Here is a 25,178-nt window from a genome sequence, read left to right on the forward strand (position 1 = left end):
GAGCCCCGCGATGTCCGAGCAATTGCCCAACGGCTACAGCCCCCGCCTCTATAACGAAGACTTGGGCCCGCTGCCGCAGAAATGGAATTGGTACAACATTTTCGCGTTCTGGATGAGTGATGTGCACAGCGTCGGTGGCTATGTGTTCGCCGCCAGTCTGTTCGCATTGGGGTTGGCGAGTTGGCAGGTGTTGATCGCGTTATTGGGCGGGATTTGCATCGTGCAGGTGATCGCCAACCTGGTGGCCAAGCCTAGCCAGCAGGCGGCGGTGCCGTATCCGGTGATCTGTCGGCTGGCGTTCGGCGTGTTTGGGGCGAACATCCCGGCGGTGATTCGCGGCTTGATTGCCGTCGCGTGGTACGGCATTCAGACGTACCTGGCGTCCAGTGCGCTGATCATCGTGGTGCTGCGGTTCTTTCCCACAATGGAAGTGTATGCGACGCCGCATTTTGCCGGTTTGTCCTACCTGGGTTGGTTTGGTTTCCTCAGCCTGTGGTTCGTCCAGGCGCTGGTGTTCTGGACGGGCATGGAGTCGATCCGCCGTTTCATCGATTGGGCGGGGCCAGTGGTCTATGCCGTGATGTTTCTGCTGGCCGGTTGGATAGTGTGGAAGGCCGGTTGGAGCAACATCAGCTTTACGCTGGCGGAAAAATCCCTGTCCGGCTGGCAGGCGTTCGGTCAGGTGATCGTGGCGACGGCGCTGGTGGTGTCATATTTTTCCGGGCCGACCCTTAATTTCGGCGATTTCAGTCGCTACTGCCGAAGCATGTCTGACGTGCGCCGGGGTAATTTCTGGGGGCTACCGGTGAATTTCCTGGCGTTCTCATTGGTCACCGTGGTGATTGTTTCCGGGACCTTGCCGGTGTTCGGCGAAATGCTCCATGACCCGATCGCCACCGTGGCGCGCATCGACAACGATGTGGCGGTGTTGCTCGGGGCCTTTGCCTTCGTGACGGCCACCGTCGGCATCAATATTGTCGCCAACTTCGTCTCGCCGGCCTTCGACTTTGCCAACGTCGCACCCAGCAAGATCAGCTGGCGTGCCGGTGGCATGATCGCTGCGCTGGCGTCGATTTTCATCACGCCCTGGAACCTGTTCAACAATCCTGAAGTGATCCATTACACCCTGGATGTGCTGGCAGCCTTCATCGGTCCGTTGTTCGGGATTCTGCTGGTGGACTTCTACCTGATCAAAAAGCAGTCGATTGACGTCGATGCGCTGTTCAATGACGGCCCGAGTGGGCGCTATTACTACAGCGGCGGTATCAACTGGACGGCGGTCAAGGCGTTGGTGCCGGCGACGCTGATGGGCGTGGCGATCACCTTCACGCCGCTGTTGCAACCGATGGCCAACTTTGCCTGGTTCACCGGCTGCTTCCTCGGCGGGGTGTTGTATTTTGCCCTGGCGCGGCGTGAGCCGGCCGCGCAACCGAGCCCATCGTTCAGTTCGGTTGGCCAGTCCTGATCAACGCAGGACGGTTTGGGCACAAGGGTTTACCGCGCTCCGGCGCGGTAGCAACAACCCACCGGCCAGCACCAGGCCGCAGCCGGCAACGATCAGTGCCGGTTGCAGGCCTCCGCTGAAGTGGCTGCTCAGCGCCGCCAGCAACGGTCCGCTGAGTTGGCCCACGGCAAAGCAGGCGGTCAACAGCCCGGCGTTGCGCTGGGTGGCATGGGGGGCCAGTTCCCGGGAGCGCAGCATCACCAGTTGCATGCACGCCAGGAACGGCGTGCCACACAGGATGACCCCCAGCGCCAGCCCCGGCCCGCTGCCCAGCAAACAGGCGAACACTCCGGCGGCCTGCAGCCATAACGTGCCGATCAACCAGCGGCCGGTGCTGTTTGGAGCCGGTCGGCGCAGGCTCACCAGTAGCACACCGAGGGCGGCGGCCAGACCGAAGCAGGGCCAGAACAGGTCGGCCTGCCATTGGCCATGGAATTGCGCCGAGGCCATTTGCGACAGGAACGTGGCGGGGATGATGTAGCCCACGCCGTACAAGGCGTACACCACGCCGAGCCGGGCAATGCCACGGTTCGACGATGAGCCGGCCGGCGGCGCAACGGTCACGGCTGCGGCGGGTTGCGGCAGGATCGGCAGCACCACCAGCAGCATCGCCAGGGCCACACCGGCATACACCAGCCACAGCGTGGCGGACGTCTGGCCCAACAGGTTCGAACCCAAGGCCAGCAGGCCTGTGAGAAAAATCCCCAACCCCGGTCCGGCAAATACCAGCGCGCCCAGTCGTGGCCGTCCCGCCGCGGCTGCCAAGGGTTGGCTCAAGGCCGTGATCATCACCAACACCCACGCACTCGCTACGCCCGTGCCGAAGCGCAGTGCAAGGTGCGGCCAGAAGCCCCAGGCCCAGAACGACGCCAAGGTCAGCAGCACGCACAGCCACAGGCCGCCGAGCAAGCGGCGGCGTACCTGTTCCGGGCGACGGGCGAACATGGCGTCCAATGCACCGAGGAAATAACCCAGGTAGTTGGCGGCGGCAATCAGACCGGCGGCGGTCAAGTCGATCTGACCTTCGCCGATGAGATGAGGTAACTGAGGCGTAAGGGCGAAGCGGCCGATGCCCATGGCCATCATCAAGGCGATGAAGCTGGCGAGCAGGCGAACAAGGGGCGACATGGTCGTTCTCCACATTGAGGCGAATGACCGTCAGGCTAGAACCGATTGACTTTCATTAAAAATGAATAATAGTGAGTAACTTGTTCCTTTTTGGAGAATGTCGTGGAGTTCAGCCAGTTGCGGATTTTCCAGGCCGTGGCCGAGGAAGGGTCCATCACCCGCGCCGCCGAGCGTCTGCACCGGGTACCGTCGAATCTTTCGACCCGGCTCAAGCAGCTCGAAGAGCAATTGGGCGTGGATCTTTTCCTGCGGGAGCGTCAGCGCTTGCAGCTATCGCCTGCGGGAAAAGTCCTGTTGGACTATGCGGCCAAGCTCTTTGCCTTGCACGACGAGGCCCATGCGGCCGTGCAGGGTGGGCAACCGGCCGGGGAGTTTGTGCTGGGCACCATGTACAGCACGGCGGCGATTCATCTGCCGGACCTGCTGGCCAGTTATCACCGGGCGTATCCGGCGGTGAACCTGCAAGTGCAATCCGGGCCCAGCGGCGAATTGCTCGAGGGCTTGCTCACCGGGCGGCTCGATGCGGCGCTGGTGGATGGCCCGCTGGAACTGGCCGGGCTTGACGGCGTGCCGTTGTGCGACGAGCGATTGGTGGTGATTACCGAGGCCGATCATCCGCCGGTGCGCAGTGCGCTGGACGTCCAGGGCCGTTCGGTGTTCACCTTTCGCCGGGGTTGTTCGTACCGCATGCGCTTGGAAGCCTGGTTTGCCCATGATCATGCAACCATGGGCCGGGCGATGGAGATCGAGTCTTACCAGGGGATGCTGGCGTGCGTGATCGCCGGGTCCGGGGTGGCGTTGTTGTCCGAGTCAATGCTGGCCAGCATGCCGGGTCGCGAGCGGGTGGCTGTGCACCCACTGGCCGAGCCGTTCGCCAGCGCCACGACCTGGCTGATGTGGCGCAAAGGCATGGTCGGGGCCAACCTGAATGCCTGGATCGAGTTGCAGCAACAGGCCTGGCCGCGGATGCCCGAGGCGACGGCCCAATCGGCTTGAACTACGGGTGTGGGATTTGGATCAATTCAGTAACAGATCATTGCAAACAGAGACGAGCATTGCGCAGCACATCGGACTATTATCAACGCGAAGGGGCCACAGAAATCTGCCGCTCGCATGACCCTGAGGGGGCACCACGATGAAAGAGAAAATCCAGAACTGGCTTCACGACTTGGGTGTCGCGCTCGGCCTGATCGAACCGCCCATGCAGCCGATACCGATCCGCACCGATGACGAGCAACGCCGCCGCCAGCCGCGTCGTCGCTGATTACCCGTCAGGTCGTTTCTTGTGGGAGCGAGCCTGCTCGCGAAGGCGTTGTATCAGCAGCATGAATATTCGCTGATACGCTGCCATCGCGAGCAGGCTCGCTCCCACAGTCGTTTACCGACTATCAAACCATCTTCGCCACCACGTTCGGGCGTGGCGACAAGAGACTGACCACCACAAAGCTCACCAGCGCCACGCCCAGGCTGTAATAGATCGGCGTGTTGGCGTCCAGGCCATCCTTGAGCATGAAGAACAGAGCCGTCAGGAAGCCCAGGGACATGCTGGTGATCGCCCCCGCCGTGGTGGCGCGTTTCCAGTAGATGGCGCCGATCAGCGGAATCAGCATGCCGCCCACCAACAGGTTGTAGGCCAGGGTCAGGGCGCTGATCACGTCGCTGACCACCAGAGCGATGCCCAACACCACCACGCCCATCAACAGGGTCGCGATGCGGTTTTCATGGGCGTCGCCGCTGGTGTTTTCCCGACCTTGGCGCAGACGGGGCAGCAGATCCTGGACCACGGTGGTCGAGGCCGCGAGCAGGCCCGCCGCGGCGGTGGACATCAGCGCCGCCAGGGCGGCGGCGACCACCAGCCCGCGAATGCCGCTGGGCAGGCTGGTCTGGACCACGCTGGCGAAGGCGTTGTTGACGTTGGCAAGGTCCGGCAGCAACACCTTGGCCGCCATGCCGATCAGCGCGCCGGCCAGGCCGTACAGCACGCAATACAAACCGGCAGCAGTGCCGGCCACTTTGGCCACGCCTTCGCTGCGGGCAGTGAACACCCGCTGCCAGATATCCTGGCCGATGAAGATGCCGAAGAAGTAGATCAGGAAGTAAGTGATGATGGTGTCCCAGCCGATCGCGGTGAAATCGAAGTAGCTGGCCGGCAGTTTTGCCACCATCGCATCCCAGCCGCCGGCGTCCATGATGGACATCGGCATCAGCAGGAACACCAGGCCGACGGTCATGATCAGGAACTGCACGATGTCGGTGAGGGTCAGCGACCACATGCCGCCGATGGTGGAATACAGCACCACCACGCCGCCGCCCACCAGGATGGAAGCCCAGAAGGGCAGGCCGAATAGCACCTGCATGACGGTGCCAATGGCGATGGTCGAGGTGGCACCGATCATCAGTGCGTAAACCAGCATGATCAACGCACTGGCGTGGCGTGCGGCCGGGTTGTAGCGGCGCTCCAATACCTGGGTAACGGTGTAGATCTTCAGCTTGAGCAACGGCTTGGCCAGGAACAGGCTCAGGCCGACGATTCCCAGGCCGATGGCGCCGCACAGCCAGAACCCGGAAATTCCGTGGACATAGCCCAGGCGCACGGTGCCAATGGTGGACGCACCGCCCAGTACGGTGGCGGCCATGGTGCCCAGGTAGAAGCCCGGGCCGAGGTTGCGCCCGGCGACCAGGTAGTCGTCACGGGTTTTGGCGCGGCGCATGCCGTACCAGCCGAGGGCGATCATGCCGGCGGCGTAGATGAGAACGACGATTAAATCCAAAGCCATGATGGCGTGTCTCCGATTGTCTTTTTTTATAGTGAAGTCGGGGCGTGTACTGCCTTTGTGGCGAGGGGATTCAGCGACCCGTCGCACCGCCCCGCTGGGCTGCGGAGCGGCCCCAAAGGCAGTCAACTTGATCTGTCTGTTACACCGAGGGGTCAGGGTTGGGACCGCTGCGAGCTCCAGCGGGGATAAATCCCCTCGCCACAGGGTCAGCGCTCGGCTGGCTCTTGTTACGCGGATCATCCGGCCCATACACCGCCTTCGGTTCCGGGAACATCCCGAGCAACACCAGGTACACCACCGAAGCCAGGCCCAGGGTCACCGGCAGGCTGATGTCGATGCCGCCGGCCAGTTCGCCCAGCGGGCCGACGAACTGCCCCGGCAGGTTGACGAAGCACAGCCCGACCAGCGCGCTGGGGATCCAGGCCCCCAGGCCACGCCAGTTCCAGCCGTGGCTGAACCAGTAGCGACCGCCGGTTTCGCCCCGGGTGAACACTTGCAGGTCATCCGGGCAGTAGAAGCCGCGTCGCACCAGCAGGCCGATGATCATGATCACCATCCACGGGGTGGTGCAGGTGATGATCAGCACGGCGAAGGTCGACACGCTCTGCACCAGGTTCGCCGCGAAGCGCCCGATGAAGATGAAGGCAATCGACAGCACGCCAATCAACAGCGTCGCCTTGACTCGCGACAGCACCCGGGGAAATACGCTGGACATGTCCAACCCGGTGCCATACAGCGACGTGGTGCCGGTGGACATGCCACCGATCACTGCAATCAGGCACACCGGCAGGAAGAACCACGTCGGCGACACAGCCAGTAGCCCGCCCACGTAGTTATTCGCCGCGATGTAGTCCGGTGCCTTGATCGCCACGATGGTGGCGGTGGCGAGGCCGAACAGGAACGGAATCAGCGTCGCCAGTTGCGCGGCGATCACCGCCGCCATGATGCGACGCTTGGGGGTATGGCGCGGGATGTAGCGCGACCAGTCGCCAAGGAACGCGCCGAAGGAGATCGGGTTGCTCATGGCCACCAGCGCCGCGCCGATGAAGGCTGCCCAGAAACCCGGCTGGCCGAGACCGACGGTGCCGGCGAACTGGCTGTCGAAGGCCGGCGCGAAGGCGGCGATGCCCAGCAGGAACAGCAGGCTGGCGGCCCACACGGCGATGCGGTTGACCCACAGCATGAAGCGGAAGCCATAGATGCACACCGTCAGCACCAGCAGGGCGAACAGGCCGTAGGCGAGGCCCAGGCTCAAGTCGGTTTCTGGCACGCCGATCAACCGCTTGGCGCCACCGATCAGCGCGTCCCCCGAACTCCAGACGGACAGCGAGAAGAACGCGATGGCCGTCAGCAGCGACAGGAACGAACCGACGATCCGCCCATGTACGCCGAAGTGCGCGCCGGAAGACACGGCGTTGTTGGTCCCGTTGAGCGGACCGAACAGGCCCATGGGGGCGAGGATGATCGAACCCACCAGCACGCCCAGCACGATCGCCCAGGCCCCTGCCTGGAACGAGAGGCCGAACAGCACCGGGAAACTGCCGAGCACGGCGGTGGCGAAGGTATTGGCGCCGCCGAAGATCAGGCGAAACAGATCCCCCGGGCCGGCGGTTCGTTCGTGGTCCGGAATCTGTTCGACTCCGTTGGTTTCGATTTGCGTAAGGCTGTTGTCGTTATTGTTATGCATGATCTGCTCCGATCATAAAGGCGCGCCCGTCGTGTGCGGGTGTCACCTGTTGCTAAGGGATTGGCAGCCCTTCCGGCATTGCGGACAAATGTTCGTGACAGGCCAGCCATAGGCCTTGTTGTTCTTGGCGAAACACAATGGTCTCGCGCTCCTGGCTAAAGTGTCGCTCCCCTAGCATGCGCAGCTCGGTGGCCACGTCATGGATAAAAACCGCCACGTCTCCTTGCAGGCTGACGAAGGCGTTGCTCGAGGTGCACGAGAGCACCTCGAAACCGTCCTCGGACCGCCAGCGGTCCCACAACACCTGGTAGGCGTCGCGAGACAGCAGGGGCTGTTCGAGGGTGTGGAACACGAAGCTTGCATCAACGGTGAACGCGCCGAAGTAGGCGTCACGATCGTTGCGAGCGAAGGCCGACACCAGCTCCGCGGCGGCCCTGAGTACTTGATCTCGTTCGTTCATGACGACACCTCAGCGATGGGCCACGCCGGGCAGTACGCAGAGCATCTCGTACAGCAGGTTGGCGCCCAGCAGCGAGGTGTTGCCGGTGGTGTCGTACGGTGGCGAGACTTCCACCAAATCGCAACCGACCAGGTCAAGGCCCTGGCAGCCGCGCACGATTTCGATGGCCTGGATGGTGGTCAGGCCGCCGATTTCCGGGGTGCCGGTGCCGGGGGCCCAGGCCGGGTCGATGCCGTCGATGTCGAAGCTCAGGTACACCGGGCCGCCGCCGACTTTCTCGCGCACTTCGGCCATCAGCGGTGCCAGGGAATGGTGCCAGCACTCTTCGGCCTGAACCACACGAAAGCCCTGACGGCGGCTCCAGTTGAAGTCATCGGCGGTGTAGCCCTGGGCCCGCAGGCCGATCTGCACCACGCGGTCGCAATCGAGCAAGCCTTCTTCGACGGCGCGGCGGAAGGTGGTGCCATGGGCGATTTTCTCGCCGAACATGTGGTCGTTCACATCGGCATGGGCGTCGATGTGCACCAGGCCGACCTTGCCGTGCTTCTTGTGGATGGCCCGCAGGATCGGCAGGGTGATGGTGTGGTCGCCGCCCAGGGTCAGCGGGATGACATTGTGTTCGAGGATCTTGTGGTACGACTCCTCGATGATCCGCACGGCGTCCAGCAGGTTGAAGGTGTTGATCGCCACATCGCCGATGTCGGCGACCGACAGCGAGTCGAACGGTGCGGCACCGGTGGCCATGTTGTAGGGGCGGATCATCACGGATTCGGCGCGGATCTCCCGGGGCCCGAAACGGGTGCCGGCGCGCAGGGAGGTGCCGATGTCCAGCGGTACGCCGACGAACGCAGCGTCCAGCCCGGCGGCAGTAGGTACATGGGGAAGTCGCATCATGGTGGCGATGCCGCCGAAGCGCGGCATTTCGTTGCCGCCCAGTGGTTGGTGAAGAATCTTGTCCACGGGTAGGGCCTCATCGTTTGTTTTAGTTATCAGGGGCCGATTCTGCGAAAAGCCGTGGCCGCGAAGAATCGCTGGGGGCAAATACTTAGTTCAGATTTTTCTAAACTAATGCGGCGCGGGGCGATAGACTCCAGTCCAGAAAAGGCTGGCCCTGATGGATACCCTGTGGCGAGGGGATTTATCCCCGCTGGGGCGCGAAGCGGCCCTAAAAAGAGTCAACTCAATTTGCCCGTTACACCGAGGCGTCAGGATTTAGGGCCGCTTCGCAGCCCCAGCGGGGATAAATCCCCTCGCCACAAGGTTTTGCAGTGAACGCCGGTATGGAGAACCCCCAATGACCAACGCTCTACCCGACCTGAAACTGCTGCGCATTTTCGTCAGCGTGGTCCGGCACCAGGGATTTGCCAATGCCCAGCACGAACTCAATCTCTCTACATCGGCCATCAGCACTTACATGAGCCAGCTTGAGTCGGCTTTGGGCCTGGTGCTGTGTCATCGCGGTCGGGGCGGGTTCAGCCTGACCAGCAAGGGTGAGTTGTTCCATCAGGAAACCCTGCGCCTGTTGGGCGAGCTCGAAGGTTTCGAGCAGTACGCCGCAGCCCTGAAGGGTGAATTGCGCGGCACGTTGAACCTGGGGGTGATCGATTCCACCGTCAGCGACAAGGCCCTGCCGTTCGCCGAAGTCATTGGCGCCTACAGCCTTGAGCACCCGGCGGTGCACCTGCACTTGTCGGTCATGAGCCCTTACGAACTGCAACTCGGCGTGCAGGACAACCGCCTGGACCTGGCCATCGGTGCGTTTTCCACGCGCATGAGCGGGTTGGTCTATATGCCGCTGTACCGCGAGCAACATTGGTTGTACTGCAGTAATCGCCACCCGCTGTTCAATGAACGGCGTATCCCTGAACAGCTCATCACCCAGCAGCGCATGGTCGGGCGCGGTTATTGGAGCCAGGCCGAGCTGGCCCGCCACGGCTTCAAGCACAGCGCCGCGACGGTGGAGAGTATGGAGGCGCAACTGATCCTGGTCTTGTCTGGCGCCTACGTCGGTTATTTACCCGAGCATTACGCCCAGGCCTGGGTCGACAAGGGCGACTTGCGGGTGCTGCTGCCGGCCACGTTCGGTTATCAGGCGCCGTTTTCGATGATCATGCGCCGGGGCCGCAGCCGCGAGCCGCTGATCCAGACTTTCCGCGATCTGCTTAAAGCGCAGCTCCACCAGGCCTGAGGTGACAATGTCCAGAATCCACTGCCCGCGCTGCCACAGGCCGCAAAGCCATTGCCTGTGTCCGCTGATCCCCAGTCTCGACAGCCGCACCCGGGTCCTGTTGCTGCAACATCCCAGCGAAGTGAACCACGCCTTGAACACCGCCCGGCTGGCGGCCCTGGGGCTCAACAATGCCGAGTTGATCGTGGGCGAAGTGTTCGAGCATCTGCCTGCGTTGCTCAATCGACCGGGTTATCGGGCCTGCCTGCTGTTTCCCGGCGAGGAGGCGCAGCCGATGCAGGCCTATGGGCCGTCCGATGATCCGCTGCTATTGGTCGTGCCGGACGGCACCTGGCGCAAGGCGCGCAAGTTGCTGCACCTCAATCCTTTGCTGGCGGCGTTGCCGCGGGTGACGCTGGCCAACGGTGGGGTGTCCCGTTACCGCTTGCGCAAGGCTCCAGGGCCTGGGGCGTTGTCGACGGTGGAGGCGATTGTCCAGGCGTTGCAGGTACTGGAAGCGCCGATGAGTTTCGAGCCGTTGCTCAGACCGTTCGAGGCGTTGATCGAGGGACAGATCGCGGCGATGGGGGAGGAGACTTACCAGCGTAATCACACCCACTGATGATCGTTCCCACGCTCCGCGTGGGAATGCCGCCAGGGACGCTCAGCGTCCTCCCAAGCGTGACGCAGAGCGTCACAGGATGCGTGCCGACGCAGAGCGTGGGAACGATCAGGCCATTACCGCTCGCGCATCGCCTCGGTCCGCGCCTTCAACACTGGCTTGAGCAGGTAATCCAGCACACTTTTCTCCCCGGTAATAATGTCCACCGTCGCCACCATCCCCGGAATGATCAGCAGCGGTTTGGTGTCGCCACCTAAATGGTTCTTATCGGTGCGCACCTGGATCAGGTAGAAGCTGTTGCCCTTGTCGTCGGTGATGGTGTCGGCGCCGATCAGTTCGAGCCGGGCGCTGAGTCCGCCGTAGATCGTGTAGTCGTAGGCGCTGAACTTGACCATGGCTTTCTGGCCCGGATTGAGGAAGGCAACGTCCTGTGGACGGACCTTGGCTTCGATCAGCAGGTTGTCCTCCATGGGCACGATTTCCACCATGTCGCTGCCTGGCTGCACCACGCCGCCGATGGTGTTGACCTTGAGCTGCTTGATCACCCCATGCACCGGCGAAACCACGGTGGTGCGGGTCACGCGGTCGTCGATGGCGATGCTCGACGCGGTGATCTTCGACAGGTCCGTGCGTTTCTCGTTGAGCTCCTTGGCCGCGTCGGAGCGGAACGTCTGTTCCGATTCGTCGATCTTGCTCTTGATTTCGTTGATTGCCGATTCCGCCCGCGGAATCGCCAGGGTGGTGGCGTTGAGCGAGCCGCGGATCTCCACCGCGCTGCGCTTGAGCCGCAGGATTTCCACCGGTGATACCGCCCCGGTGCTCACCAGCGGCGCGGACATGTTCATTTCCTCTTGCAGCAGGGCCAGGCTGGAACTGAACTGGCCTTGCTTGGAACGAAACTCCGCCAGCTCCTGGGTCTTCTGCCGCAGTTGTTCGGTCAGGGTCCGCTGTTCGCTGGCCAGGCGCCGTTGTCGTTGCTCATACAGCGAGCGCTCGTCCTCGGCCACTTGCGGAGCGTTGGCGGTCACCTCGGCCGATACCTGGAACGGCCGCCCCTCGGCTTCCGCCGACAGGCGCTGGACCTGGGCCATCAAGGCATAGCGGTCGGCCTCGCTCTCGCCCTTGTTCGACCGATACCGCGTATCGTCCAGGCGCAGCAGGGTGTCGCCCTTGTTCACCATCTGGCCTTCGCGGACAAAAATCTCGGTGACGATGCCGCCCTCCAGGTTCTGGATCACCTGGACCTTGCTCGAGGGGATCGCCTTGCCCTCGCCGGTGGTCACTTCCTGCAGAATCGCCAGTTTCGCCCAGACCAGTGCGGTGACGATCAGCCCGGCGGCCAGCCATACGGTGACGCGGGATCGGCGGGGTGAATCCTGCAGCGCCGCACCGGCGGTTTCCGGCATGAACTCGCTTTCGGCACTTTTGCTGAAACTGCCGAAGTAGCTTCGGGCGGCTTGATCGGATGTTTGGGCAGACATGGGGATACCCGTCGGTTAAGTGAAGTAATGCTGGGCACGGCTTTTGTGGCGAGGGGATTTATCCCCGCTGGGCTGCGCAGCGGCCCTAAACCTGACACCTCGGTGTGCCAGACAGATTGAGTTGACTGGTTTGGGGCTGCTTTGCAGCCCAGCGGGGCGGTGCGACGTTTCGCTAAATCCCCTCGCCACAAAGATTCGGTGGTGCTTGCTAGGCCGTTCCGGAACCCACCCGCCCCTTGCGCAGCGCATCGATCACCACTTCTTTAGGCCCGTCCGCGACGATCCGGCCGTTGTCCAGCACCACCAGGCGATCCACCAGGCTCAGCATCGAGGTGCGATGGGTGACCAGCAGCAAGGTCTTGCCTTGTATGTGGGTGTGGAGTTTTTGTCGCAAGGCGTCTTCGCTGCTGTTGTCCATGGCGCTGGTGGGTTCGTCCAACAGCAGGATCGGTGGATCGAGCAGCAGGGCTCGGGCCAGCAGCACAGCCTGGCGCTGGCCGCCGGAGAGCAGTTGGCCGCGTTCTCCCACCGGGCGGTCGAAGCCCTGGGGATGTTGGCGGGCCAGTTCGCTGACGCCGGTCAGTTCCGCCACCTCGAGCATGCGGGCATCGCTGATGTAGCGGGCGCCGAGGGTCAGGTTATCGCGCAGGCTGCCAGCCAGCAGCGGCAGGTCATGGGCAACATAGCCGATCTGTTGGCGCAGGTCGGCAATGTCCAGTTGCCGCAGGTCCAGACCGTCGAGCAGCAACTGGCCCTCCTGCGGTTCATAGAATCCCATCACCAGACGCGCCAGGGTGCTCTTGCCCGAGCCGCTGCGACCGATGATCCCGACCCGTTCGCCGGCCTTGAGATGGAAACTCGCGCTCGACAGCGCCGGTGTGCTCTGGTCGTTGTAGTGGAACGTCACGCCTTGGACGTCCAGCGCACCTTGCAATTGGGTGCGGTCCAGGGGCCGCTGCTTGGCATCGCGTTCCTGGGGCAATGCCATCAGGGCGTCGGTGCTGCGCATGGTGAGTTGGGCCTGCTGGTAACGGGTGATCAACCCGGCGATCTGCCCCAGTGGCGCCAGGACCCGGCTGCCCAGCATATAGGACGCCACCAGCGCACCGACACTGAGGTTGCCGGCGATGATGCTGTAGACCCCGGCGACGATGGTGGTCATGCCGGCCAGTTGTTGCAGGAACAGGGTGCCGTTGGTCGCCAGCGCTGAGAGGCTGCGTGCGTGGCTGTCCAGGCGGGTGAGGGCGCCATGGGTGCTTTCCCATTGGTGCTGGCGCTCGCTTTCCGCGCTGCAGGCCTTGAGGGTTTCCAGGCCGCCGAGGGTTTCGATCAGCAAGGCCTGGCGCTGGGCTCCCAGAGCCAGGCTTTTTTGTACGGTGTCGCGCAGGCGCACCTGGATGATCATCGCGAAGATCACCGTGATCGGGAACGCCACCACCGGAATGACCACCAGCCAGCCCCCCAGCAAGCCGATCACCAGCAGCATCAGCATGGCAAAGGGCAGGTCGATCAGGCTGGTGAGGGTCACGGCGGTGAGGAATTCCCGCAGGCCCTGGAAGTCATGGATGCTCTGGGCGAACCCGCCGATGGTCACCGGCCGGGCCTTCATCGCCATGCCGGTGATGCGTTCGAACAGGGTGGCGGAGAGAATCACGTCGGTTTTCTTGCCGGCGCTGTCCAGCAGGTGGGCGCGCACCACCCGCAGCACCAGTTCGAAGCCGGTGCCGATCAACAGTCCCACGGCCAACACCCACAGGGTCGATGTGGCCTGGTTCGGCACCACGCGATCGTAGGTCTGCATGACGAACAACGGCACCATCAGCCCCAGCAGGTTGATGAGCAGACTCGCCAGGATCGCATCGCTGTACAGCCAGCGGGACAGTTTCAAGGTGTCGCGAAACCACGCTTCGACCCGTGGTACCAGGGGCGAACGCAGGTCTTCAAGTTCATGGCGTGGCCGGGCGAATAGCGCCTGGCCACTGTAGTCGGTGATCAGTTCATCGCGGCCGACCCATTGCTCGCCGCCGTCGGCTTCGCAGGGCAGGATCAGTGCCCGGCCGTCCTCGTGCCAGCGTCGCAAGACCGCGCAACGACCGCCCGCCAGGATCAGCATCACCGGCAGATTGAGCGGTGAAATCTCGGTCAGGCCACGGCGTAGCAGCCGCGCCTGCAAACCGGCCCGGGCCGCTGCACGAGGCAGCAGGTCCAGGCTCAGCCGTTGGTGCGCCATTGGGAGCCCGGCGCTCAGGCTGGCGCGGCTGACCGTCGCGCCATGGAGTTTGCAGAGGATCAACAGACCATCCAGCAGAGGGTCATCGAAGCTCAGGCGCGGGTCGGCGCCGGGGATAGCGGGTTCCATGCTGGTCACATCGATCGCTCCCAGTGGGCTACTTCAATTCGGGCAGCCGTGCTTCGCTTTTGACTTCGGTCTGGGCGATGGCGTCGGCCGGCAGCACGATCCGTTGTTTGCTCAACAACAGGCCCATGTTCGCCAGCACCCGGTACATCGAGTATTCCTCGGTGTAGCGCACTTCGGTGTAGCGACGGTTGGCGTTGTACAGCTCGTTTTCGCTGTCGAGCAAGTCGAGCAGGGTCCGCTGGCCGAGGCCGAACTGATCCTGGTAGGCGGCGCGCACCCGGGCGGTGGTGTCGGCGTATTCCCGGGCGGTGGGGGTCTGTTTGCGAGCGTTGAGCATCGCGTTCCAGGCCAGACGCGTATCTTCGTTGAGCTGGCGCAGGGCGTTGTTGCGAATGTCCATGGCCTGGTCGATCTGGTGCGCGTTGGACGCCAGCCGTGCCTTGTCGCTACCGCCGCGGAACAGGTTGTAGTTCATCACCACACCGACCCGCCAATTGTTGTCATGACCTTCTTCGCCACCGATGTTGTTATTGGCGCCCACCGCGGCCTCGGCGTCGAAGCGCGGGTAGAACGGCGACTTGGCCACTTCATACTGGCTCTCGGCGGACTGCACGTCGGCCTGGGCCGATTTCAGGTACGGGTGGTTGTCCACCATGCTCTGCTGGGCTTCGCGCAGGTCGGCGGGCATTTCCCCTTTGGTCGACGGCGGTGTTTCCAGCTCATCGGGCATGCGTCCGACCACGCTGTAGAAGTTCGCCTCGGCGTCGGCCAGGTCGACCTGGGCGGTGTCGTAGTTGTTTTCCGCCAGTGCCCGACGGGCATTGGACTGGTCTGAGTCGGCCGTGCTGCCCACCCCGCGCTGGGTGCGCAGGCCGATCTGGTCGTTGACACGCAGGTGCGCCTGCAGGTTGTTCTTGGCCAGGGTCACCAGTTCCCGCCGCTTGAGCACTTCGAGGTAGACCTCGATGGTGCGCAGGGCCAGGTCCTGGGCGGTGCCTTGTGCGTAATAGGCCCGGGAATTGACCACGCCCTTGGTGCGCTCCACCTCATTGCTGGTATTGAATCCGTCAAAGAGCATCTGCCGCAGGCGCAGCTCCGACTGGGTGTAGTTCAGGGTGTTGGTGTTGTGATTGCCCTGTGCACGGGTGTTGGGGTTGTCGCTATAGCCACGGCCGTAGCCGGCATTCAAATCCACCGATGGAAAGAAGCCCCCTCTAGCGACCTTGACGTCTTCATTGGCCGACAGACGGCTGTCTACCCGTTGCGCTAATTCCGGGTGAGTCGCGATGGTGCTCTGGATCGCTTCGGTCAGCGACATGGCCTGCGCAGCAGAAGAGCAGGCCATGGCCAGCAAAACGGCGCTGCAAAGAGGGGATAAAACGCGCATGGGGTACATCTCCTGGGGGTTGTTGTGCTTCTGTGTCGCCAGAATATTGACGTATTTAAGATCAAAACCGTTTCAACCTTGTAACAACACAGCTAAGAACATCCTGAGAGAAACCTAAGAAGAATTTTTCATAATGCTTATGCCGAAAAAAACTTATGTGCCCGAAAAAAAGCGGCACATTGTTCAGGGAGAAACGCTTTGAAAATGCGGGCTCTGACGGCTTTTAGACGTCAAATAAAAGTTCCATCGCAATTGTGAAACAACATGAAGAGGTGCCGACCGGGCTGACTGCGAAGGTGTTTTAAGCGACGTTTTTTTGTCACTATGGCAAATAGCTAGCGCTTCTGGAGCCAGCCAAAGCTGGCAGATTTTCCAGATTTCTTGGCCGCCCCCGAGCACGAATTTCTTCACCTAAAACAGGTGCCGACTGCGGTTGGCAACGGAGGAATGCACATGGCAGCGCTCATCGGTACCGTCAGCAAGATTGTGGGGCAGGTTTTCGCAGAAACGATCGCAGGCCAGCGGCGACCGCTGGTCGAAGGGGATCGACTGTATGCCGGTGAGCACCTGATCACCGGTGCCGAAGGGGCGGTGGCCGTACACCTTGCCAACGGCCAGGACCTGACCTTGGGCCGTGAAAGCAACCTGACACTCTCCACGCAGTTGCTCGCCCACCAGGTTCCCCATGTCGATGCACCTGAAGAGTTAACCCCGACCACCGGGCAACTGACCGATGTGCAGAAACTGCAGCAAGCCATCGCCGCCGGTGCCGACCCGACCCAGACCGGTGAAGCCACGGCTGCTGGCTCCGGTGCCGGTAATGCACCCGGCGCCTTGGGTGGAGGGCACAGCTTCGTCCTGCTGGAGGAGGTGGGCGGCACCGTTGCACCGCAGATCGGCTTCCCTACGGCCGGGTTCAATGGGATTCCCGAGTTTCCGCTGGTACGTCTGGCTGGCGATGGGAATGACAATGGCGACAATCAAACCGTGCCCCCCGTGACCCCTGAACCACCGGACAATCCCGTGACCCTCGACGGCCTGAACGTGGAAGGTGGCGAGCTGACCGCCAACGAGGCCAACCTGCCCGACGGCTCGGCCAGCAATCCGGGTGCATTGGTACAAAGCGGCACTTTTACCGTCAACGCACCGGACGGGCTGAGCAGCCTGAGCATCGGCGGCATCAGCGTGATCAACGGCGGCGTTCCCGCAGGGTTTCCTCAGGCTATCACCACGGCACTGGGCAATACCTTGACCATCACCGGGTACAACCCCACCACCGGAGTGGTCAGCTACACCTACACCCTGCTCGACAATGAAATCCATCCTGCCGGCGACGGTGCCAATACCCTCACCGAACAGTTCCCGGTCGTGGCCGTGGACACCGACGGCGACAGCGTCACCGGCACCCTGGACGTCAACATCACCGACGACGTGCCCCAGGCGATCGACGACAACAACGCCAACACCGCATCGGAAACCTTGGTCACCCTCACCGGCAGCGTATTGCCCAACGACCACCAGGGCGCCGACCGCATTCCCACCGGTCCCGACAGCGGGCCGATCATCGGCGGGACGTTCACTGGCACTTACGGCACCCTGGTGCTCAACCCCAACGGTACATACACCTACACCCTGGACACCAGCGACCCGCAATTCGTGGCGCTGCACGGCGGGGGAAGCGGTACCGAAACCTTTACCTACACCCTGACCGATGCGGACGGTGACACCAGCACTGCAAACCTGGTGCTGCAAATACACAACAACGACGATCCGGTGATCATCAGCGGCCTGGACACCGACGGCGGCGAGTTGACGGTGCAGGAGAAAAACCTCAGCGACGGCAGCAGTCCAGATGCGCCGGCCTTGACCCAAAGCAGCACCTTCACCGTGACTGCGCTGGATGGCGTGCAGACCTTGAGCGTCGGCGGCATCACTGTCGTCAGCGGCGGGGTGGCGGCAGGTTTTCCACAGTCCATCACCACGGCGCTGGGCAACACCCTGACCATCACCGGCTTCAACGCGGCCACCGGGGTGGTCAGCTACAGCTACACCTTGCTGGACAACGAAGCCCACCCGAACGCCAACGGCGCCAACAGCCTCAGCGAGCAATTCACCGTCGTCGCCACGGATGACAACGGCACCACGGCAACTGGCAATCTGGACGTGAACATCGTCGATGACTTGCCCCATGCGGTGGACGACAGCAACGCTGGCACTGCCTCGGAAACCAACCTGACCCTGATCGGCAGTGTGCTGACCAACGACACCGAAGGTGCAGACCACGTCGCTTCCGGCCCCATCACGCCGGGCACGTTCACCGGCACCTACGGCACCCTGGTGCTCAACGCCGATGGTTCCTACACCTACACCCTCAACCCCGCCGACACGGATTTCAAAGGTCTGCACGGTGGCGGCAACGGCACTGAAACCTTCACCTACACCCTGACCGATGCGGATGGCGATACCAGCACTGCGAACCTGGTGCTGCAAATACACAACAACGACGATCCGGTGATCATCAGCGGCCTGGACACCGACGGCGGCGAGTTGACGGTGCAGGAGAAAAACCTCAGCGACGGCAGCAGTCCAGATGCGCCGGCCCTGACCCAAAGCGGTACCTTCACCGTGACCGCGCTGGACGGCGTGCAGACCTTGAGCGTCGGCGGCATCACTGTCATCAGCGGCGGGGTGGCGGCAGGTTTTCCACAGTCCATCACCACGGCGCTGGGCAACACCCTGACCATCACCGGCTTCAACGCGGCCACCGGAGTGGTCAGCTACAGCTACACCTTGCTGGACAACGAAGCCCACACGAACGCCAACGGCGCCAACAGCCTCAGCGAGCAATTCAACGTCGTGGTCACCGATGACAACGGCACTACGGCAACCGGCAACCTCGATGTGAACATCGTCGACGACCTGCCGCACGCCGTGGACGACAGCAATGCCAGCACCGCGTCGGAAACCAACCTGACCCTGACCGGCAGTGTGCTGACCAACGACACCGAAGGTGCAGACCACGTCGCTTCCGGCCCCATCACGCCGGGCACATTCACCGGCACCTACGGCACCCTGGTGCTCAACGCCGACGGTTCCTACACCTACACCCTCAACCCCGCCGACACGGATTTCAAAGGTCTGCACGGTGGCGGCAACGGCACTGAAACCTTCACCTACACCCTGACCGATGCGGATGGCGATACCAGCACTGCGAACCTGGTGCTGCAAATACACAACAACGACGATCCGGTGATCATCAGCGGCCTGGACACCGACGGCGGCGAGTTGACGGTGCAGGAGAAAAACCTCAGCGACGGCAGCAGTCCAGATGCGCCGGCCCTGACCCAAAGCGGCACCTTCACTGTGACCGCGCTGGACGGTGTACAAACCTTGAGCGTCGGCGGCATCACGGTCGTCAGCGGCGGGGTGTCGGCAGGTTTTCCACAGTCCATCACCACGGCATTGGGCAACACCCTGACGATCACCGGCTTCAACGCGGCCACCGGGGTGGTCAGCTACAGCTACACCTTGCTGGACAACGAAGCCCATCCAAACGCCAACGGTGCCAACAGCCTCAGCGAGCAATTCAACGTCGTGGTCACCGATGACAACGGCACCATGGCAACCGGCAACCTCGATGTGAACATCGTCGACGACCTGCCGCACGCCGTGGACGACAGCAATGCCAGCACCGCGTCGGAAACCAACTTGACCCTGACCGGCAGTGTGCTGACCAACGACACCGAAGGTGCAGACCACGTCGCTTCCGGCCCCATCACGCCGGGCACATTCACCGGCACCTACGGCACCCTGGTGCTCAACGCCGATGGTTCCTACACCTACACCCTCAACCCCGCCGACACGGATTTCAAAGGTCTGCACGGTGGCGGCGACGGCACTGAGACCTTCACCTACACCCTGACCGATGCGGATGGCGATACCAGCACTGCGAACCTGGTGCTGCAAGTGCACAACAACGACGATCCGGTGATCATCAGCGGCCTGGACACCGACGGCGGCGAGTTGACGATGCAGGAGAAAAACCTCAGCGATGGCAGCAGTCCAGATGCACCGGCCCTGACCCAAAGCGGCACCTTCACCGTGACCGCGCTGGATGGCGTGCAGACCTTGAGCGTCGGCGGCATCACTGTCGTCAGCGGCGGCGTGGCGGCAGGTTTTCCACAGTCCATCACCACGGCGCTGGGCAACACCCTGACGATCACCGGCTTCAACGCGGCCACCGGAGTGGTCAGCTACAGCTACACCCTGCTGGACAACGAAGCCCATCCAAACGCCAACGGCGCCAACAGCCTCAGCGAGCAATTCACCGTCGTCGCCACGGATGACAACGGCACTACGGCAACCGGTAATCTCGATGTGAACATCGTCGACGACCTGCCCACCGCCCACGCCGATTCCGCCTCGGTGAATGAAGGCGGGACGGTCAGCGGCAATGTCCTGGACAACGACGTGGGCGGTGCCGATGGGCCTGCTGCCAGTGGCGCGGTGATCGGCGTACGCGCCGGTGATGACACCTCGACCCCGGCGATTGGCGGCCTCAACACTCAGATCAACGGTACCTACGGTTACCTGACCCTGGATGCCAATGGCAATGCGGTCTACCACAGCAATCCGGACACCGTCAGCGCACCCGGCGCCACGGATGTGTTCACCTACACCGTGCGCGATTCCGACGGTGACGAAAGCACCACCACCATCACCATCGACGTACACGACGTCTGCCTTGTCGCCACACCGGATCAGGACATCAGCGTCCACGAAAAAGCCCTCGACCTGAACCAGGACGGCCAGGACCTGGCCCCTGGCACCGTCACTGGCAGCGACCCAAGCGCCACCGGCGAAACCGCCACTGGCAGTCTCGTGGGGGGGTGACCGGTGCCGTAGGCGCAGTGACCTTCACCCTGGTGAGCGACGCCACCGGCACCCACGGGCAGTTGTTGCTAAACCCGGACGGTTCCTACACCTACACGCTGACTTCGCCCGCCACGACAGCGCCCAATGCCAACGACGGTCCGAACGTGACGAGTGAAAGTTTCACCTATCAGGCCACGGACTCCCTGGGCAACACTGTCACCAGCACCATCGTCATCAACATCGTCGACGATGTGCCCAAGGCTTATTGCGACACCGCCGCAGTAGTGGAGGGCGGGACGGTCAGCGGCAACGTGCTGGACAATGACGTGCTCGGCGCCGACGGCGGTACTGTCATCGGTGTACGGGGTGGCAGCGACACATCCACGCCGGCGGTTAGCGGTCTCAATACCCAGATCAACGGCACCTACGGCTACCTGACTCTGGATACCAATGGCAACGCGGTCTACCACAGCAACCCGGACAGCGTCGGCGCAGCGGGCGCCACGGACGTGTTCACCTACACCGTGCGCGATGGTGATGGTGATGAGAGCACCACCACCATCACCATCGATGTGCACAACAGCTGCCTTGTCGCCGAAACCGACCACGACGTGACCGTCTACGAAAAAGCCCTCGACCTGAACCAGGATGGCCAGGACCTGGCCCCCGGCGCTGTCACCGGCAGCGACCCGAGCGGCACCGGCGAAACGGCCAGCGGCAGCCTTGTCGGTTCGGTGTCGGGTGCCACTGGCGCGGTGACCTTCACCTTGGTGGGCAACGCCACGGGGGCTTATGGTCAACTGCTGCTCCATCCTGACGGCTCCTACACCTACACGCTGACCTCGCCCGCCACGACGACACCCCACGCCAATGACGGCCCGAACATCTTGAGCGAAAGCTTCACCTACCAGGCCACGGACTCTTTGGGCAACACCGTTGCCGGTAGCCTGGTGGTGAGCATCGTCGACGATGTGCCCACCGCTGTTGCATCCGAACGTTCGGTGACGGCGGTGGAGATCGATTCGAACCTGCTGATCGTGCTCGATGTGTCCGGCAGCATGGCCGATGACTCCGGCGTACCGGGGCTGTCGCGGCTGGACCTGGCGAAGCAGGCCATCAGCGCCTTGCTCGATAAATACGATGACCTGGGAGACGTGAAGGTCCAGCTGGTGACCTTCAGTAGCAGTGCCACTGACCAGACTTCAGTGTGGGTCGATGTGGCCACCGCCAAGACACTGCTCACCAGCCTGACGGCTGGCGGAGGGACCAACTACGATGCGGCAGTGGCGGCGGCCAAGACCGCGTTCGTCACCTCCGGACAACTGACCGGGGCGCAGAACATCGGTTATTTCTTTTCCGACGGCAAGCCGACGTCGGGGCAGGAAACCGGTGCGGCCGATGAAGCCGCCTGGAAGGCCTTCCTCGACGCCAACGGCATCAAGAACTACGCCATCGGTCTGGGCAGCGGCGTCAGCAATGCCAACCTCGACCCGCTGGCCTACGACGGCAGCACCCATACCAACACCGACGCCGTGGTGGTGACCGATCTCAACCAACTCAATTCGGTCCTGTCCGGCACTGTGCAAGGTGTGCCGGTCACCGGCAGCCTGTTGGGCGAGGGCGGTACATTCGGTGCCGACGGCGGGTATGTCAAAAGCCTGGTGGTCGACGGCACCACGTACAGCTATGACCCGGCCGCCAACGGTGGCCAGGGTGCATTGATGGCCAGTGGCGGGGCCGACCATGGCACGTTCAACAGCCTGAACAACACCGTGAGCATCGCCACTGCCCACAACGGTACGCTGGTGATCAACCTCGACAGCGGCGAGTACAGCTACACCTCCCAGACCACCACCAGCACGGTGATCAGCGAAAACATCGCCTACACCGTCAGCGACAATGATGGTGACCTGGCAAGCTCCAGCCTGGTGATCAACGTCGTGCCCAACAGTCCACCCGTGGCGATGGACGACAACGTCATCACCAACGTGCTGTCGGGCAATATCGTGGTACCGGGGGGACTGTTGCTGGGCAATGACAGCGACGCCAATGGCGATCCGCTGACCGCGTCACCCACCAGCTTCAACACCGGTTGGGTCGGCAAAGGCGCGGACTTCACCGGCAGCACCGGCACGGTCAGCTTCACCGGCAACAACGTGCAGTCGATCAACCTCGACCGCAGTACCTTTGTCGCCAACGCTGCCGCCATGACCGCGGTGCTGGTGGTCAGCGGTGCACTGGGGATGGTGTCCAACAACAATACCAACGATGAGGACCGCCTCAACATCAGTCTCAAACAGGGCGAAACCCTGACGCTGGACCATAATCTGTCGGCCGGCCATATCGCCATGGAATACTCCCTCAATGGCGGACCGTTCATCGCGATCAACGATGGGGCTTCGTTCACCGCAGCGGCGGACGGCAACTACCAGATCCACGTCACCAACATCCCCAACCCTGGTGGCGGCAACGCCAACGCCGCGGAAAACTACCAACTGACCCTGACCGTCAACTATGCCGGCGCCCAGGACAGCACGCCGGATTACCACGGCAGCTACACCGCCAGCGATAACCACGGTGGCAGCGACAGTGCGGCGGTGAGCATCAGCTACCAGTCCGGCCATACCCTGACCGGCACTACGGGAGACGACGTGTTGTTGGCCGGCAATGGCGACAACCTCCTCAACGGCGGAGACGGCAACGACATCCTCAGTGCCGGCTCGGGTAACAATACCTTGCACGGCGGAGCGGGCAATGACTTGCTCTACAGCGGCGCCGGCAATGACCTGCTCGATGGCGGCACCGGCAACGACACCGCCAGCTACGCCCATGCCGCCGCCGGTGTCACGGTGAACCTGGGCCTGCTCGCCGCGCAAAACACGCTAGGCGCCGGTACCGACACCCTGGGCGGTATCGAAAACCTCGTCGGTTCGAACTTCAACGACACCCTCACCGGCGACGGGGCCAACAACCGCATCGACGGCGGACTGGGTCATGACGTGCTCAATGGCGGTGGCGGCGATGACATCCTGATCGGCGGCTTGGGCAACAACACCCTCACTGGCGGCAGCGGCGCCGATACCTTCCAGTGGATGGCAGGTAATAGCGGCCATGACGTGATCACCGACTTCACCCCCGGCCTCGACAAACTTGACCTGTCACAACTGCTGCTGGGAGAGAACGGCACCAGCGCCTCCCTGGACGACTATCTGCACTTCACCGTCACCGGCAGCGGCGCATCGGTCATCACCAGCATCGACGTCAGCGCCACCGCCGGCGCGACGCCGAACCAGACCATCGACCTGGCCGGCGTCGATCTCGCCAACCACTACGGCGTGACACCGGGCGCAGGGGGATGATTGCGGGAGGGGCGGACACGGCGACCATCATCAACGGGATGTTGAATGATCATTCGTTGAAGGTGGATACGGTGTGAGCTGAGTTGAAACGGCAAACCCCGTCGTTTCCGGGTTTCGATCGTTCCCACGCTCCGCGTGGGAATGCAGCCTGGGACGCTCTGCGTCTCCAAGAGCCGAACGCAGAGCGTCCGTTGAGGCATTCCCACGCAGAGCGTGGGAATGATCAAGGGCGGAGTGGCTAGCGATGTTCGACGTTGTCCAGTGCCCGGTTCGCGAGCAATGCGCCCAGTTCAATCAATTGCTGGATACCCAACGCTACATGCCGCCGGGAACCGTTCAGCTCGAAGGCCAGATCACTGACCATGGCATTGGCCGAGGCCAGCGTTTCGCTGAGGTTGGCGAGCAGGACTTCAGTCTCGATACCATTGACGATGGTAAAAAGCTGATCGGGAGGCGGATCGATCTCGGACCCGCTCGGTTTTGGTTTCAGGTAAAAGTCGAGGGCGCGGTCAGCGGCTTTGTCGTAAGAGGATGTGGGGTCGGTATCCGGGGTGTTGGGCATAAGGTGGAGCTCCATGCATGACCACCATTGAACAGATGCAAGAAAGCCATCGTCAAGGTGATGCTATATGTCATGTGGCATACGGGCTACCAAACCCGATCACTGATTTGTCAGCGATGGACAAACGATAGAGCCTGTCCTCCTGGCACACAAGCCGGCGGATTCTGGCGTAGTTGTGGGCAATGGCGCAAGGCGGTGTAGCCCGCTCCAGCAGCGTCCCACAGCTCAATAAACACAGTTGATTGATCGTTCCCACGCTCTGCGTGGGAATGCAGCCTGGGACGCTCTGCGTCTCCAAGAGCCGAACGCAGAGCGTCCGTTGAGGCATTCCCACGCAGAGCGTGTGAACGATCAAGGGCGGAGTGGCTAGCGATGTTCGACGTCATCCAGTGCCCGACCCGCTGCCTTCAGGGCTTGCGCAGTGTTTTCTGCCTGAGGATATAAACCGTCACCAACACCGCACTCGTCAACATGAACCCCCGTGCCCACGGCAAGGGCACCAGGTAGCACGACAGCAGAATGCTCGCCCACATCAACCCGATGGCGTAGACCTTGCCCTTGAGCGGGATGCCGTTGCCGCTGAGGTAATCCTTGATCCACGGCCCGAGTCGCGGGTGCTCCACCAGCCATTGGTAGAAACGCGGCGAGCTGCGGGCGAAGCAGGCCGCCGCCAGCAGCAGGAAGGGCGTGGTGGGCAGTACCGGCAGGAAAATTCCGACCACCCCCAATGCAACGCTCAGCCAACCGATGGCCAGCAGCACGTAGCGCAACATCAGGGGGCGGTTGCCTATGGGGTTGTCCATAGGCCGC

17 protein-coding genes are annotated in these 25,178 nt (G+C 62.7%); 7 read left to right on the forward strand and 10 right to left on the reverse strand.

Annotated features, from left to right (window positions below; genetic code table 11):
* Positions 1-10: 10 nt before the first annotated feature.
* Entirely contained in the window at positions 11-1,465 is a 1,455-nt protein-coding gene (locus tag PCOSP_RS08060; protein ID WP_139650392.1) for an NCS1 family nucleobase:cation symporter-1, read from the forward strand.
* Here PCOSP_RS08060 and PCOSP_RS08065 read toward each other — a convergent pair whose 3' ends face one another.
* Complete coding sequence (locus PCOSP_RS08065; RefSeq protein WP_175362482.1) at positions 1,466-2,632, reverse strand: MFS transporter; 1,167 nt, start codon at positions 2,630-2,632, stop codon at positions 1,466-1,468.
* Between the two features lie 102 nt (positions 2,633-2,734).
* On the opposite strand from PCOSP_RS08065, the gene ptrR reads away from it, so the two are divergent.
* Together ptrR and PCOSP_RS08075 are read left to right on the forward strand one after the other, a co-directional pair.
* Positions 2,735-3,628 (forward strand): putrescine utilization regulator PtrR, encoded by an 894-nt coding sequence (gene ptrR, locus PCOSP_RS08070; protein WP_175362481.1) that lies wholly within the window; start codon positions 2,735-2,737, stop codon positions 3,626-3,628.
* A gap of 139 nt (positions 3,629-3,767) precedes the next feature.
* A complete protein-coding gene (locus tag PCOSP_RS08075; RefSeq protein ID WP_256222727.1) occupies positions 3,768-3,896 on the forward strand; it encodes a PA1414 family protein in 129 nt (42 codons plus the stop codon).
* A gap of 124 nt (positions 3,897-4,020) precedes the next feature.
* Here the strand turns inward: PCOSP_RS08075 and PCOSP_RS08080 are convergent, their stop codons facing one another.
* The 4 genes from PCOSP_RS08080 to speB form a co-directional block, all read right to left on the reverse strand.
* The gene (locus PCOSP_RS08080; RefSeq protein ID WP_175362480.1) at positions 4,021-5,409 is read right to left on the reverse strand and encodes a sodium:solute symporter family protein; all 1,389 of its coding nucleotides are present in this window, start codon (positions 5,407-5,409) and stop codon (positions 4,021-4,023) included.
* A 139-nt stretch (positions 5,410-5,548) separates the two neighbouring features.
* Positions 5,549-7,099: a purine-cytosine permease family protein gene (locus tag PCOSP_RS08085; RefSeq protein WP_464711895.1), complete on the reverse strand. Its 1,551-nt coding sequence runs from the start codon at positions 7,097-7,099 to the stop codon at positions 5,549-5,551.
* A 49-nt stretch (positions 7,100-7,148) separates the two neighbouring features.
* On the reverse strand, positions 7,149-7,556 hold the full coding sequence (locus tag PCOSP_RS08090; RefSeq protein WP_464710807.1) for a YybH family protein: 408 nt from the start codon (positions 7,554-7,556) through the stop codon (positions 7,149-7,151).
* Positions 7,557-7,565: 9 nt separating this feature from the next.
* A complete protein-coding gene (gene speB, locus PCOSP_RS08095) occupies positions 7,566-8,516 on the reverse strand; it encodes an agmatinase (RefSeq protein ID WP_024779101.1) in 951 nt (316 codons plus the stop codon).
* A 334-nt stretch (positions 8,517-8,850) separates the two neighbouring features.
* On the opposite strand from speB, the gene PCOSP_RS08100 reads away from it, so the two are divergent.
* Complete coding sequence (locus PCOSP_RS08100; RefSeq protein ID WP_139650386.1) at positions 8,851-9,744, forward strand: LysR family transcriptional regulator; 894 nt, start codon at positions 8,851-8,853, stop codon at positions 9,742-9,744.
* Between the two features lie 7 nt (positions 9,745-9,751).
* Entirely contained in the window at positions 9,752-10,345 is a 594-nt protein-coding gene (locus tag PCOSP_RS08105) for a tRNA-uridine aminocarboxypropyltransferase (protein WP_175386975.1), read from the forward strand.
* A 116-nt stretch (positions 10,346-10,461) separates the two neighbouring features.
* Here PCOSP_RS08105 and PCOSP_RS08110 read toward each other — a convergent pair whose 3' ends face one another.
* The 3 genes from PCOSP_RS08110 to PCOSP_RS08120 all read right to left on the reverse strand — a co-directional run bounded on the left by PCOSP_RS08110 (position 10,462) and on the right by PCOSP_RS08120 (position 15,572).
* Positions 10,462-11,826, reverse strand: a complete 1,365-nt coding sequence (locus PCOSP_RS08110) for an HlyD family type I secretion periplasmic adaptor subunit (RefSeq protein ID WP_139650384.1) — start codon at positions 11,824-11,826, stop codon at positions 10,462-10,464.
* A gap of 208 nt (positions 11,827-12,034) precedes the next feature.
* Positions 12,035-14,194 (reverse strand): type I secretion system permease/ATPase, encoded by a 2,160-nt coding sequence (locus PCOSP_RS08115; protein WP_241802092.1) that lies wholly within the window; start codon positions 14,192-14,194, stop codon positions 12,035-12,037.
* Positions 14,195-14,213: 19 nt separating this feature from the next.
* Complete coding sequence (locus PCOSP_RS08120; RefSeq protein WP_139650382.1) at positions 14,214-15,572, reverse strand: TolC family outer membrane protein; 1,359 nt, start codon at positions 15,570-15,572, stop codon at positions 14,214-14,216.
* Positions 15,573-16,025: 453 nt separating this feature from the next.
* On the opposite strand from PCOSP_RS08120, the gene PCOSP_RS08125 reads away from it, so the two are divergent.
* Together PCOSP_RS08125 and PCOSP_RS08130 are read left to right on the forward strand one after the other, a co-directional pair.
* Complete coding sequence (locus PCOSP_RS08125; protein ID WP_464710809.1) at positions 16,026-20,465, forward strand: retention module-containing protein; 4,440 nt, start codon at positions 16,026-16,028, stop codon at positions 20,463-20,465.
* Positions 20,462-23,806 carry an Ig-like domain-containing protein gene (locus PCOSP_RS08130; protein WP_464710810.1) on the forward strand — a complete coding sequence of 1,115 codons (3,345 nt, stop codon included), beginning with the start codon at positions 20,462-20,464 and terminating at the stop codon, positions 23,804-23,806. Before PCOSP_RS08125 ends, PCOSP_RS08130 begins: the two co-directional genes overlap by 4 nt.
* A 238-nt stretch (positions 23,807-24,044) precedes the next feature.
* Here PCOSP_RS08130 and PCOSP_RS08135 read toward each other — a convergent pair whose 3' ends face one another.
* Both PCOSP_RS08135 and PCOSP_RS08140 read right to left on the reverse strand, forming a co-directional pair.
* Positions 24,045-24,368, reverse strand: coding sequence for a DUF6124 family protein (locus PCOSP_RS08135; RefSeq protein WP_464710811.1), 324 nt, complete (start codon positions 24,366-24,368; stop codon positions 24,045-24,047).
* Between the two features lie 407 nt (positions 24,369-24,775).
* Entirely contained in the window at positions 24,776-25,171 is a 396-nt protein-coding gene (locus tag PCOSP_RS08140) for a YbaN family protein (protein WP_464710812.1), read from the reverse strand.
* Positions 25,172-25,178 lie beyond the last annotated feature (7 nt).

The sequence above is a fragment of the Pseudomonas sp. MAFF 730105 genome (assembly GCF_055380705.1).

Excerpts from the sequence above, each read along its gene's own strand:
- PCOSP_RS08110 (WP_139650384.1), bottom strand. The coding sequence starts at position 11,826 with ATGTCTGCCCAAACATCCGATCAAGCCGCCCGAAGCTACTTCGGCAGT.
- PCOSP_RS08100 (WP_139650386.1), top strand. The coding sequence starts at position 8,851 with ATGACCAACGCTCTACCCGACCTGAAACTGCTGCGCATTTTCGTCAGC.
- PCOSP_RS08125 (WP_464710809.1), top strand. The coding sequence starts at position 16,026 with ATGGCAGCGCTCATCGGTACCGTCAGCAAGATTGTGGGGCAGGTTTTC.
- PCOSP_RS08065 (WP_175362482.1), bottom strand. The coding sequence starts at position 2,632 with ATGTCGCCCCTTGTTCGCCTGCTCGCCAGCTTCATCGCCTTGATGATG.
- PCOSP_RS08060 (WP_139650392.1), top strand. The coding sequence starts at position 11 with ATGTCCGAGCAATTGCCCAACGGCTACAGCCCCCGCCTCTATAACGAA.
- PCOSP_RS08120 (WP_139650382.1), bottom strand. The coding sequence starts at position 15,572 with ATGCGCGTTTTATCCCCTCTTTGCAGCGCCGTTTTGCTGGCCATGGCC.
- PCOSP_RS08105 (WP_175386975.1), top strand. The coding sequence starts at position 9,752 with ATGTCCAGAATCCACTGCCCGCGCTGCCACAGGCCGCAAAGCCATTGC.
- PCOSP_RS08140 (WP_464710812.1), bottom strand. The coding sequence starts at position 25,171 with ATGGACAACCCCATAGGCAACCGCCCCCTGATGTTGCGCTACGTGCTG.
- PCOSP_RS08080 (WP_175362480.1), bottom strand. The coding sequence starts at position 5,409 with ATGGCTTTGGATTTAATCGTCGTTCTCATCTACGCCGCCGGCATGATC.
- PCOSP_RS08075 (WP_256222727.1), top strand. The coding sequence starts at position 3,768 with ATGAAAGAGAAAATCCAGAACTGGCTTCACGACTTGGGTGTCGCGCTC.
- PCOSP_RS08135 (WP_464710811.1), bottom strand. The coding sequence starts at position 24,368 with ATGCCCAACACCCCGGATACCGACCCCACATCCTCTTACGACAAAGCC.
- PCOSP_RS08090 (WP_464710807.1), bottom strand. The coding sequence starts at position 7,556 with ATGAACGAACGAGATCAAGTACTCAGGGCCGCCGCGGAGCTGGTGTCG.